At 56.7% G+C, this 11457-nt stretch carries 14 protein-coding genes; 9 read left to right on the forward strand and 5 right to left on the reverse strand.

Annotation, left to right across the window (positions count from 1 at the left end):
* On the reverse strand, positions 1-367 hold a 367-nt coding region (locus KJ653_05915; GenBank protein ID MBU0685365.1), incomplete at its 3' end, for an aspartate carbamoyltransferase.
* Between the two features lie 85 nt (positions 368-452).
* Positions 453-812 (reverse strand): TrmB family transcriptional regulator, encoded by a 360-nt coding sequence (locus KJ653_05920; GenBank protein MBU0685366.1) that lies wholly within the window; start codon positions 810-812, stop codon positions 453-455.
* A 109-nt stretch (positions 813-921) separates the two neighbouring features.
* Here KJ653_05920 and KJ653_05925 point away from each other — a divergent pair, with 109 nt between their 5' ends.
* The 7 genes from KJ653_05925 to KJ653_05955 all read left to right on the forward strand — a co-directional run bounded on the left by KJ653_05925 (position 922) and on the right by KJ653_05955 (position 5415).
* Entirely contained in the window at positions 922-1185 is a 264-nt protein-coding gene (locus tag KJ653_05925) for a sulfurtransferase TusA family protein (protein MBU0685367.1), read from the forward strand.
* A gap of 29 nt (positions 1186-1214) precedes the next feature.
* The gene (locus KJ653_05930; GenBank protein ID MBU0685368.1) at positions 1215-1622 is read left to right on the forward strand and encodes a DsrE/DsrF/DrsH-like family protein; all 408 of its coding nucleotides are present in this window, start codon (positions 1215-1217) and stop codon (positions 1620-1622) included.
* A gap of 10 nt (positions 1623-1632) precedes the next feature.
* Complete coding sequence (locus KJ653_05935; protein ID MBU0685369.1) at positions 1633-1935, forward strand: hypothetical protein; 303 nt, start codon at positions 1633-1635, stop codon at positions 1933-1935.
* A 9-nt stretch (positions 1936-1944) separates the two neighbouring features.
* The gene (locus tag KJ653_05940; protein MBU0685370.1) at positions 1945-2304 is read left to right on the forward strand and encodes a DsrE family protein; all 360 of its coding nucleotides are present in this window, start codon (positions 1945-1947) and stop codon (positions 2302-2304) included.
* Positions 2305-2308: 4 nt separating this feature from the next.
* The gene (locus KJ653_05945) at positions 2309-2665 is read left to right on the forward strand and encodes a DsrE family protein (protein ID MBU0685371.1); all 357 of its coding nucleotides are present in this window, start codon (positions 2309-2311) and stop codon (positions 2663-2665) included.
* A 62-nt stretch (positions 2666-2727) separates the two neighbouring features.
* Positions 2728-4446: a DUF5591 domain-containing protein gene (locus tag KJ653_05950; GenBank protein ID MBU0685372.1), complete on the forward strand. Its 1719-nt coding sequence runs from the start codon at positions 2728-2730 to the stop codon at positions 4444-4446.
* 504 nt (positions 4447-4950) lie between these two features.
* Positions 4951-5415, forward strand: a complete 465-nt coding sequence (locus KJ653_05955; protein ID MBU0685373.1) for a response regulator — start codon at positions 4951-4953, stop codon at positions 5413-5415.
* Between the two features lie 4 nt (positions 5416-5419).
* Here KJ653_05955 and KJ653_05960 read toward each other — a convergent pair whose 3' ends face one another.
* Entirely contained in the window at positions 5420-6457 is a 1038-nt protein-coding gene (locus tag KJ653_05960) for an mRNA surveillance protein pelota (GenBank protein MBU0685374.1), read from the reverse strand.
* Between the two features lie 130 nt (positions 6458-6587).
* Between KJ653_05960 and KJ653_05965 the strand changes: the two genes are divergently transcribed.
* A complete protein-coding gene (locus KJ653_05965; protein MBU0685375.1) occupies positions 6588-6947 on the forward strand; it encodes a roadblock/LC7 domain-containing protein in 360 nt (119 codons plus the stop codon).
* Between the two features lie 7 nt (positions 6948-6954).
* Here the strand turns inward: KJ653_05965 and KJ653_05970 are convergent, their stop codons facing one another.
* Both KJ653_05970 and metG read right to left on the reverse strand, forming a co-directional pair.
* Positions 6955-7617: a CehA/McbA family metallohydrolase gene (locus KJ653_05970; protein MBU0685376.1), complete on the reverse strand. Its 663-nt coding sequence runs from the start codon at positions 7615-7617 to the stop codon at positions 6955-6957.
* On the reverse strand, positions 7614-9821 hold the full coding sequence (gene metG, locus KJ653_05975) for a methionine--tRNA ligase (protein ID MBU0685377.1): 2208 nt from the start codon (positions 9819-9821) through the stop codon (positions 7614-7616). Before metG ends, KJ653_05970 begins: the two co-directional genes overlap by 4 nt.
* Before the next feature lie 117 nt (positions 9822-9938).
* Between metG and KJ653_05980 the strand changes: the two genes are divergently transcribed.
* Entirely contained in the window at positions 9939-11441 is a 1503-nt protein-coding gene (locus KJ653_05980) for a hypothetical protein (protein ID MBU0685378.1), read from the forward strand.
* The last annotated feature ends 16 nt before the right edge of the window (positions 11442-11457 follow it).

Below are 11457 nucleotides of genomic sequence, written 5' to 3' on the forward strand. Positions count from 1 at the left end.
CGAAGTGGGCGGCCAGCCTAGCGGCTCCCTCCTGCGGGTGCCTCAGGACGATGACATCGCAGTAGGAATCGACCATCCGGATCGTGTCTGCCAGGGTTTCACCCTTAGCTACGGACGCTCCTGCTGGCTGGTCGAATCCAAGCACCCTTCCACCGAGGCGCGTCATGGCTGCATCGAAGGACAGTCTCGTCCTAGTCGACGGCTCATAGAACAGCGATCCCAGGACGTGTCCCTCCAGGAGCACGCTCCTTTCCTCCCCCTTCGCGATCGGCACCATCTTCTCTGCGAGCTTCAAGACATGCTCGATCTGCTCTCTTGAAAAATCACGGATGGAGACGATGTCCATCCCTTTGAAGTTAGTCGACATCGACAGATAATCAGCTGATAGAATTTAATCCTTTCATGAAAAAGAGTGACACGCACGGAGGAGTCGGGACGAATGCCGGGCGCCTTCACACGAGGTCAAAGTCGTCGATTGCGCTATTCATGTTGTCGAACCAATCATCAGCGCACTTGTGCAGCTTCGTCTTGAGAGCATCCGGCGATACGGCCGTGTACAAATGGTAGTATCCTCCGCGTTCGATCGATTTCGTATCCCTGAAAGCGAGCCCCGATGCCACCAGCTTCTGGAACGCGCGATAGACCGTGCTCCTGTCCCTCTTTACGACAGGGGCGAGGTCGTCCGCCCGGAGCGGCCCCTGTTTCACCAGCTTCTTGTAGATAGCCAGCTCAAAATCGGAAAGCCTGTAGAGGCACTTCACGATATCCCTACATGAGGCGTCTCCTGCGAGTATCTTCTGCGGATCGACCATATTGCACGGTATTGCCAAATTTATACTTAACCGTTTTCAATCCACGGCAGGCCAGCATCTGAGGATCGTGCAACGTGAAAACCTTTATCTAGAGGCTAGCAAATCGCCTATGCGCGGTATTGTCAATACCGTGGGAGAGATTCTCTTGGAAAAGCAAGCAACGCTTGATGCGAGAGGGCTCATGTGCCCCATGCCGATCGTGCATCTCGCAAAGAAGGTCAAGGAGATGAAGTCCGGCCAGGTGCTCGAACTCTTGGCCGACGATGTCGGAGCGAAGGAAGACGTCCCTGCCTGGTGCTCGAGGACCGGCAATCAGCTGGTCGGCACTGAGGAAGAGGGCAAGCTGCTCAAATTCTACGTAAGAATCAAGTGAGTCTTTGGTGTGAAAGGAGAAATGAACAGATGACAGACAAGTTTTGTATGGTAGTCAGCGAAGGGACTTTCGACAAGGCAATGATGCCGCTCATAATGGGAACGACCGCAGCCGCCATGGGCTCCGAAGTGCATGTGTTCTACACGTTCTTCGGAACCAAGCTCGTGACGGCCAAGGGTTCGAAACCCAAGCTCCCCGGCATGTTCAGGTTGTTCACCGGCATGTTCGTGAAGAAGATGAAGGCTGGGGGCATAGGCAGCTACGCAGAGACGATGCAGCAGGCAAAGGAGATGGGCATCAACTTCTACGCATGCAGCACCACGATGGGGCTCATGGGGATCAAGGAGAGCGACCTGCTCCCAGGTGTCAAGGTGCTTGGGGCCGCAGCATTCCTGAAGCTCGCATCGGAAGCGAAGACCACGCTGTTCATCGGCTGAGCGTGACAGAATGCCGAAAACCGCCTTCGTCGTCCTGAAATCCCCGCAGGAGCAGGACCCGACCCACTTCGTGAGACGATTCTCAGAGAAGCAGGACGCGAGCGTGATACTGCTCGAGGACGGCGTCTTTCAGGCGCTCGTGGCTCCAGCCGCAGACAGGCTGGCTAACGCAGCGGCCGAGGTCCTGGTCTCCAGAGGTGACATCGAGGCGAGAGGGTTCTCGGCATCGGACCTCAAGGTCGGCAAGTCAGCCGAATACGCAGACATCATAGACTGCATCATGGAGCGGACCGAGCGCACCGTGACCGTGTGAGGTGGAAAAATGCCAAAGACACTCACTATCCTGCTCAGGACCGGTTCCATGATGGCAATGGACGCGAATGTGGCGGTCGAACTAGCCAAGGCCGCCATGGCGAAAGGGTACAAGGTCAACCTGTTCGGCTACGGCGAGGGCGTCACGGCGGTGAAGAAAGGACAGAACCCGAAGAGGTTTCCAAACGTCGGAAAGGAACTGGAAGAGGCCCAGAAGGAAGGCGTCACCACTGCGATATGCGAGACTTGTTTCGCGGCCAGAGGCTTCGAGCGCGGAGAGGAGATACCAGGTGCCAAGGTCGGCAGCCTGACAAATGACTTTTTCAAGTTCGTGTCCGAGTCCGACAGGCTCGTGACCATTGCGAGGTGATCGAATGGCATCTTCAACTCTTGTGCTGATAACCAAGGCTCCATACGGCCTCGAGGATGCATTCGCCGGATTGAGACTTGGTCTCGCGATGAGTGTGAACGGCATGAAGACCTCGGTCATAATGCTCGAAGATGGCGTCTATAACGCGATCGGGAACCAGAAGCCTGAGGCCGTGCGGATGCCGTCCAACGTCGATGCCACCAAGGAGCTCTACGACTTCGATGTCCCAGTCTACGTAGTCAGGGAGGACCTGGCCGCAAGGGGGATTCCGGAATCGAAGCTCTTCGACGGGCTCAAGGTCGTTCCGGCGCAGAAGGCGAAGGAACTGCTCGCAGAGCACGAATTGATCACGACATTCTAATTTCTTGGGGAGGCTTTCCTCCCAGTCAATTCCTTTTATAGTTGCGTACACAATCACTTCGCGTGCATTTCGAGATCTTGGAACGGGACGGACTGGCCCGCATAGGCGTCATCGACATGGACGGTAAGAAGCACACGAGCCCGGTGCTGGCCCATATAGACACCGACCGCTACCCCGCGCCTGCTGGATCCCTCAGGCTGAAGCGCTCAGAAGAGGGAGGAAGGAGGGACCTGCTCATCAATCCTTCTGGCTTTGTGGAACCACGATCACCAGGGGAAAGACCCGCGGATCTCCATCCTGGATTCCGGGGGTCGCCATACGCAGATGCAACGCTAGAGGGCGGTCTAGCGGCAATCGAGGAAACCGCATCATCGCTTCTGGATTCCAGGAAGTTCGTCGACTCCATCTTGCGACTGAAGCATGGACAGAGACTGCTGCAGCCCGCCTTCTGCTCTGTCATGGGCCTCCCCAACAGGTTGGCATTCCTCTCATACTGCGGGTTCGACGTTTTCGACTCGCTCCCGCTGATAATGGCCGCCGAGAACGGCGGCTTCTTGACAGGGACAGGCATGCTCGACTATGGCAAGATCAAGGACCTTCCATGCTCCTGCCCTGCCTGCGCCTCAGGCAGGCGCGGGCGAGAAGAGCTCCTTCAGCACAATTACAGAACTGCCGAGATCGAGTTGAGACTGGTCAGGCACACCATATCGGAGGGACGGCTAAGGGAGCTGGTGGAGTCGAGGATCAGGAGCGACCCCTGGCTCGTGCAGAACTTGAGGCTACTCGACTTTGAGCACTACGACCTCCAAGAGCTGCACACGCCGATCAGGGGCGCACCTTTTCATGCGGGCTCGAAGGAGTCTCTCACACGGCCGGACATCGTCAGATGGAGGAGGCGGCTCGAGCAGAGGTTCAAGAAGCCAGCAGGGACGAAGGTCCTGCTCCTGATACCGTGTTCCGCCAGGAAGCCATATTCCCTATCACAGTCGCATGTCAGATTCAGACAGGCGATCTGGTCAAGCGGAAAGGCGGATTTCGTGCACGAGGTCATCGTCACTTCCCCGCTGGGCCTTGTGCCGAGGGAGCTAGAGCTTTTCTATCCGGCGCAGGACTACGACATACCAGTGACGGGGCACTGGGACCTGGACGAGAAGAGGATGGCGGAGGATATGGTCTCATGGCTCGTGTCCACACAGAAGTATGATCTCGTCATCTCCCATCTCGCAGATGAGAGGGAGCCCGTCAACTCCGTGCTCAAGGACTTCGTCGATACATCACTTGGTCATCCGGGATCGAAGGAGAGCCTGAAACGATTGGAGGACGAGCTGAGAGAACGCGTTTCGGACGCGACAATGAATCACCGCAGAGCGCGGGATCTCGAGGACATGCGGTCGCTTTGCAGGTTCCAGTTCGGCCAGGCTGGCGAAACTCTGTGCGACGATGCCAAGATAGTCGGTCGCTGGCCGAACCTGAAGATACTGAAAGGTCAGGAGCAACTGGGGATGCTGACGGGTGACCGCGGGATGATCTCTCTAACATTGGAGGGAGCCAAGGTGCTCGCCGCGTCCGGAACATACTCTGTTGAGATAGAGGACTTCAAACCCAAGGGCAACTTGTTCGCCGTCGGCGTGGAGAAGGTGAGTCCGGAGATTCGCATCGGAGACGACGTCGCTGTGGTGCACAAGGGTGATGTGAGAGCAGTAGGCGTTGCCACGATGAGCCCAGCGGAGATGGCGCTTGCGGATCGGGGAGAGGCCGTTCACATCAGGCATGCACTCTGAGACGCACTTTCCAGAGGCCAGACTACTTTCGCGCATCTCCTGATGTAAGGTTATTGACCTTCATTTCCACTAGAGGTCATTACAGGAAAGGTGACATGAATGGTGGATGCCGATCATTACAGCTGGGAAGAAGTCTACGACCTTCTAGGATGCGAGCCGGAGATCGAACCAGCAGCTGAATATTAACAAACATCCCGGATAGGTAGGATCACATGCTCCTCCTACCTATCACCCCATCTCTCTTTTTCTCTCATCCTTTTTCGCTTCTGACCCATGATGCTGATGAAGCCGCATCGGAATATTCCCAGAGCTATGATGAAGTTTGACGAGTTGTGCTGAACGTGATGCTCCTAGAGGAGACGGTGGTCTTTGGCTCACGAAAAACTTAAGACTGATAGTGAGTATCCCCGTCTGTCAGGAAATATGGGATGCGATGCTTCTGTGGTTCTGCAGGGCGTCTTCGAGAGCCATAGGCCTAGCACTATTCCTGTCTCAGGCGTGCCGATGAACCTGGACAAGCCCGAGGTGAGGGCGATGGACGCTAAGTCGGGTGGGTACACCACTCAACCTCAACCTAGCGGAAGCAAGGCCGTCGCGCGCGTGGTGGTCGTCGACGACCAGGACTTCATTAGGGAGCTCTACAAGGACTTCCTGGAATCAAAGGGTATCACGGTCTTCGCGGCAAGGGATGGAGATGAGGCAGTCCGTGTTTTCAAGTCCATGACAAACAGGCCTGACGCCATCATCATGGACCACAGGATGCCGGGTAAGGACGGCATAGAGACCACCAAGGAGATCCTCAGGATAGACCCTCGGGTCCCAATCATATTCTCTAGCGCAGATGAATCCGTAAGGGAGGATGCACTAGCAGCTGGAGCGGTCTCGTTCTGGGCGAAGCCGTTCCCAGTAAGCCTTCTCGTGAACGCGATGCTCGACATCGTGCAGGCCAGGAAGAGAACCTTCCAGTAGGCGATCAGGACATCCTGTACCTGAGCAATGCTGCAACTCCCCCGAGCGAATCCAATCTCCTGCCCGCTTCGTGCAGGGAACTCACGATCACGAACTCGCCCTTCGATCCCTCGACCATCCGAATAAGTCCGTCCGCAGCTGAGGACCTAACTTTCGTGTCAAGCACCAGCAAGACACTGACCGCTCCAGCCACAACTGCGGACTTGACGGATTCATCGCCATAGGCAAACATGCCGTTCTTGCCGATCTCGCTGAACAGCAGCTCCATGAGTCGAGTCTCCCTAGCGACCCTCGTCTCATCGAGCACTTTGCCCCCGATTCCTTGCTTCATGATCTCGTTGATGCCTGCCATCCCTGCCTGACCTGTGTGATGTATTACCATGGAGCTGGAGATACCGGGTGCTTTCTCTCGGAGCCGTTTTGCAAGCGCCTCCTTCACAAAACCAGGACCGAGGACAATCAGCGGTTCCCCGTGCATGACCATCTTCAACTTCTCCACGACCTCATCCAGGAACTCCAACTCATTCGGTTTAGAATCGTACATCTTCCCGCCGGGGTTGCGAGTGATGGTCGCAAATTCCTTGAGCCCGTACTCGCGCGCAGTCGCGATCACAGCGTCCGTGTCCTCTATGGCCACGAAGAACATGGACGGTTTCTCGGACATCTCGATCGCCCGCTTAATCCTGTCAAAGTGCTGAGGCTTCCAATCTGGTTTTATGATCGTCAATGGCTCCCCGACGGAGATCATTAGCGTGTGATGCTGTCCCATGTCCTGCGGGCCCTGCTCGATGGCCCCTAATATCCTGAGGACATCCTCGGATTCGTGGAATTCCACCTTCTGCACCCTGATTCCAAGCCGCATCCGTACCTTCTCGACCCTCTCCGCTCTGAGCTTGTCCGTCTTCTCCTCGCCCCGACGGTAAGTGCTCGCGAAGACGAGGTCTCTGTCATCCACTAGGTTATACAGATGCCAAAGATCGTCCAACGTCTCGGGGAACAGCTTGATCTCGTTGGTCCTGGTGTCCTGATGGAGAACCTTCATCCGTCTCTTTCGCACGCATTACTCTGGCCTGATATCAAAGCATCGTAGAGTCCCCAACTCGACCCGAGAAAGTTTATATTCTCATCCGGTCATGCTGAGTCAGTAGGTCAGATGGGAAGCTGGATTCAACATGGTCGAGTACTTGGCCCTTGAGGAGATTCTAGACGAGATCCGCTCTGTCCCTTCGATTTACGAAGCGACGGTCGTCTCGAGGAGCGGGATGCATATTGCCGGAGATGCCCCGAAGGGCGTCCATCTGGAGACATTCGTTGCCATGTCCGCAATCCTGCTTGGGGCAGCGGAGACGGCCACCGCCGAGCTCAAGGACAAGCTCCTGTATATCGCTGTGGAGCTCGCTAGGGGCAAGATGGTTCTTGTCAGTGCTGGTAGCAGGGCTCTGCTCGTCTTGACTGCGTCAAAGGATATGAAGACCAACGACCTAGCGGAGAAGGCAAAGGCGTTCGCCGCGAAGATCGATGACAAGATCTAGGCGTGAGTCAGAGTCTCTTGAAGTCCCCTCGAAGCCATTCTATCAGAGTCTCGATGGAATAGCGGGCGCCTTCCGATCGCGAACGGCTGCGTCCTCCGATCTGGGTCCGTCCTCTGCGAATACACTCGAGGACATCCTCCTCAGTCGATGCGGACTCGACAATGGTGAATGATTTCCCAACGCTCTCGATTTCGTGCGCGTCGCTGCCCGCTGTCACGGGCGATCTTTTCTTGTCGGCCATCCTTCGTGCAAGCGCGTTGTCTCGCCGGGACGATCCGCCGTTCAGGACCTCGATAGCATCGAACTTCGCCGCCTTCGCGGCTTTCAGGCCCATTCCGGATGGGAACCGCTTGGGGTGGGCGGCGACTGCGATCCCCCCAACGGAATGGATCTTCTCTATCGTGTCCGCTATCGGCAGTCCTTTGGGGATAGTATCAGCCACCCCATAGGCCAGAACGTGCCCTTCCATCGCAGAGATCTCGACCCCTCTGACGATGATGAATCCGGCCCTGGGTGCGAGGGCGAACGCCCTTAGAGAACCGCCGATGGCGTTGTGATCGGTTATCGCGATCCCGTCCAAGCCGTTTTTCACAGCGAATGCGATGATGTCCTCAGGTGTTGCCGTCCCGTCCCTGGAGAATGTCGAATGGATGTGAAGGTCGAGCTTCATCGTATCTTCGCACCGACCGGTATGTCCGAATCTAAGATGATCTTGACCTCGTCCGGCCCATGGAGGACGAGGGCCTTGTCACCCGATACGAAAGCGGCGTACTTCACGACAGGGTCGGGCTTGTCTACAGTGCACTTCAGCTTCCTCGAACCAAGATCCAGCATCGGGGGATCTCCAGCCGATACAATCCCAGCGCGGATATCGAGCTTCTGGAACTCCTTGAAGCTCACCTGCTTCTGCCCTGGCTCCATGCCACTCGATATCGGAGTGCCTGCCGCAAGGTCCTTCTCCGGGGTCAGGAGAGCGAGCTGCTTGCCCTCCTCGGCCGCCAGCAGCATCCCCTCCGATTTGACGCCTCTTATCGTCGCAGGTTCCAGGTTCGCCACGATGATCACGGTCTTCGTCTTCAGCTGGTCCGCGGTGTAGAACTCCTTGAGCCCGCTGACCATGGTGATTGGCTTGCCGATGTCGACCGTCATCAAGTAGAGCTTGTCTGCGTTTGGGTGAGGCTGGACGTCCAACACCTTTCCCACCTTGAGGTCCAGAGCCGCGAACTGCTGGAACCCGCCCGAGCTTGTCGCCTCGACCTTGGCGAACTGAGGCGATGGCTTCTCCATCTTCTCTCCCGCTTTGAGAGGAAGCTCGATGCCCTTCCATCCGACCTCCTCGATCGTAGCGTCCATCCTGAGCTGCTTCCATACGCTCTCGGAGGAGAACGGCATGAACGGGTGGGACATGACGGCCAAAGCCTTGCCGATGAGGAGGCTGACATGGAGCACCGTCCCGCACTTGACCTTGTTCGTGCCAACAAGGGACCACGGCGCAACGGAATCGAAGTACTGGTTTCCGAACTGCGCGAGATCCATGACGGCCTTGAGGGCCCTTCTGAACTCGCATCCGGACAACGCAGTCCTGACCTCCATGTCCGTTTCCGAAATCCTCGCAAGAGCGGCCTTGTCCCTTTCATCTAGGTCGGCCTTTGCGGGGATCTCGCCGTAGTTCTTGAAGGAGAAAGAGAGGGCTCTGTGAAGGAAGTTGCCGTAGGTCGCTACGAGTTCGTTGTTCACCCTGGTCGCGAGGTCGTCCCAGGAGAATTCGCTGTCCTTGGTCTCTGGCATATTCGCTGAAAGATAGTACCTTATCACATCGGGTTTGAACTTGGTCAGCATGTCCGGGATGTCAATGCTGACGCCCATGCTCTTGGAGAACTTCTGACCCTCAAGGGTCATAAACTGGTTCGCAGGCACATCGTACGGAAGGTTGAGACCGCCGTAGCCCAGGAGCATCGCGGGCCAGATGATGGTGTGAAAAACGATGTTGTCCTTACCGAGGAAATAATAGCTCTTGCACGAGCTGTCGGTCCAGTACTTCTTCCAATCGTCCGGCCTGTCCTCCAGCTTCGCCCACTCTCTGGTAGCCGACAGGTAGCCTATCACGGCGTCGAACCAGACATATATCCGCTTGCTCTCGAACCCCTTGACTGGCACGGGCACACCCCAGGAGATGTCCCGGGTGATTGGTCGATCAACAAGGCCCCCTTTTAGGACTTTCATGGTGAACATCCGCACATGCGGGCGCCAGTGGGCGCTCGCCTCAACGTATCTTACGAGCTCCTCGGAGAAGTCCGACAGCTTCAGGAAGAAATGCTCTGTCTCCTTGAGCTCGGGCGTGGAGCCACATATCTGGCATCTGGCATCTAGGAGCTCCTCCGCGTTCAGGTCCTTGCCGCAAGAGTCACACTGGTCTCCCCTCGCCCGCTCGTAGCTGCAGTGTGGGCACTTTCCCTCGACATACCTGTCCGGCAGGAATCGCCTGCAGTTGTCGCAGTAGAACTGCGGTGTCGACTTGCGCTCCAGATGGCCCTTCTCGAGGAGGCGGTTGAACATGTCCTGGGTGACGATCTCGTGGTTCCTTGTGTGGGTGCTCGTATAGAGGTCGAAACTGACCCCGAGGTCGGCGATCGCCTTCGCGTTGATTGCATGGTACCTGTTGGCGATGGTCTCGGGAGACACCTTCTCCTTGTCAGCGCTGACGGTGATAGGTGCCCCGTGCATGTCGGAGCCGGAGACCATGATGGTCTCGTTGCCGATCATGCGGTTGAACCGGACGAAGATGTCTGCTGGCATTAACGAACCGGCAACGTGACCGACGTGTATAGGCCCGTTGGCATAGGGCCAAGCGCAGCACACCAGTATCCTTGCCATTGTGACCAGCCGCCCATCATGGAATGTGGCACACTTAAATGTAGCGTGCTCCGTTGTTGTATGAAAGACAGCCAGACGAGGGAAATGAATATCAACGATGAGCGACATTATTCGTGCATGGCCCAGCTGGACATCGGCCGGCTAAGGGAGGATGTCGAGCCTTTCCAGAGCGAGCTCATGGAGGAGTTCTACCAGAACTACGCAGGCCTCAAGGACGACATGAGCACCGCGGCGATATACGACAAGTTCGCGCACTTGTTCTCAGAGGATGCACTGGGGGTCATTCAGGGCGCGATGGAGAGAATCGAAGGCTCGGATGACTCCCGATGGCTTCGTTATCTCAGGACCTTCTCCACGATGGGATACATGGACAGCGCCGTCAAGGCGCTCACCGACAAGGCCAACACCTTCGAGGCTAAGTCGGTCGTGGATGTCGGAGGAGAGAAGATACCGTACCGGTTCGTTCCGGTCAAGCTCAGGAACGAACCAAATCCCGAGAGGAGGCGCGAGCTCTTCGAAGCGAAACTCGTTCAGACTGACGAGCTGAACCTGGTACTGCACGAGCGCATGGCCACCGCCCATGACCTATCGGTCGTCCTTGGCTTCAAGAGCTATCGCGACCTGTGTCAAACCCTCAAAGGAGTAGACTACATGGCCCTCGAGGAGCAGATGGGGGAGATGCTCAGGAGGACCGAGAATCTGTACGTCGAAGTGATGGGAGAGCTTGTGGAAAGGCGCATTGGCGCACCGATCTCGGAGGCCTGGAGCTACGACATACCCTACGCGTTCAGGGGAGAGGAGTATGACAGGTTCTTCGACAAGGACAAGCTGGTGGCAGCGTTCAACGCTACCTTGAAGGGCCTGGGGCTTGACCCGGAGGAGACCCAGAACATACATCTGGACATCGAGGACAGGCCCAAGAAGACCCCGAGGGCGTTCTGCGCACCTGTGAGGGTGCCTGACGACGTCCGGCTTGTGATCCGACCTACTGGCGGATACAAGGACTATGACGCCTTCTTCCACGAAGGAGGGCACGCGTGGCACTTCGGATGCACCAAGAGGACCCATCCAGCAGAGTACAGGTACCTGGGAGACAACTCGGTCACTGAGGCTTTCGCGTTCGTGTTCAACTACCTGCCATCCGACAAGCTCTGGCTGAAGAAGACCCTTGGAATGGACGACACTGATGAGTATGTGAGGTTCACACTCGTCAACAAGCTCATGTTCCTTAGGAGATATGCGGCGAAGCTGATCTACGAGCTGAAGCTGCACGGCGCGAAGGTGTCCCCTGAGTTCCAGGATGTGTACAGGATTTGCCTTCAGAAATCGCTCAAGTTCAGGCACACGGGGAAGCACTATCTCGAGGACGTGGACGACGGGTTCTACTGCGCCGAGTACCTGAGAGCCTGGATACTAGACGGGCAGATCAGGGCGGCCCTGACCGACCAGTTCGGCGAGGACTGGTTTCAGAACGAGAAGGCAGGTGCGTTCCTGAGGGAGCTGTGGTCGTATGGACAGAAGTACACGGCTGACGAGCTCGTGAAGACCATCGGGTATGTCGACCTGGACATCGAGCCCTTGCTGCAGGAGATCGAGCGGGGCCTGAGGCAGTCCGGCTGATAGTTTTTTAAACGGT

This window comes from Candidatus Thermoplasmatota archaeon (assembly GCA_018814355.1).
In the GTDB taxonomy this organism is placed as follows: Archaea; Thermoplasmatota; Thermoplasmata; order UBA10834; family UBA10834; genus COMBO-56-21.

Coding starts and splice junctions, on each gene's coding strand:
- KJ653_05920 (MBU0685366.1), bottom strand. CDS start 812: ATGGTCGATCCGCAGAAGATACTCGCAGGAGACGCCTCATGTAGGGAT.
- KJ653_05945 (MBU0685371.1), top strand. CDS start 2,309: ATGGCATCTTCAACTCTTGTGCTGATAACCAAGGCTCCATACGGCCTC.
- KJ653_05935 (MBU0685369.1), top strand. CDS start 1,633: ATGCCGAAAACCGCCTTCGTCGTCCTGAAATCCCCGCAGGAGCAGGAC.
- metG (MBU0685377.1), bottom strand. CDS start 9,821: ATGGCAAGGATACTGGTGTGCTGCGCTTGGCCCTATGCCAACGGGCCT.
- KJ653_05970 (MBU0685376.1), bottom strand. CDS start 7,617: ATGAAGCTCGACCTTCACATCCATTCGACATTCTCCAGGGACGGGACG.
- KJ653_05930 (MBU0685368.1), top strand. CDS start 1,215: ATGACAGACAAGTTTTGTATGGTAGTCAGCGAAGGGACTTTCGACAAG.
- KJ653_05980 (MBU0685378.1), top strand. CDS start 9,939: ATGGCCCAGCTGGACATCGGCCGGCTAAGGGAGGATGTCGAGCCTTTC.
- KJ653_05960 (MBU0685374.1), bottom strand. CDS start 6,457: ATGAAGGTTCTCCATCAGGACACCAGGACCAACGAGATCAAGCTGTTC.
- KJ653_05940 (MBU0685370.1), top strand. CDS start 1,945: ATGCCAAAGACACTCACTATCCTGCTCAGGACCGGTTCCATGATGGCA.
- KJ653_05965 (MBU0685375.1), top strand. CDS start 6,588: ATGGTCGAGTACTTGGCCCTTGAGGAGATTCTAGACGAGATCCGCTCT.
- KJ653_05955 (MBU0685373.1), top strand. CDS start 4,951: ATGAACCTGGACAAGCCCGAGGTGAGGGCGATGGACGCTAAGTCGGGT.
- KJ653_05925 (MBU0685367.1), top strand. CDS start 922: ATGCGCGGTATTGTCAATACCGTGGGAGAGATTCTCTTGGAAAAGCAA.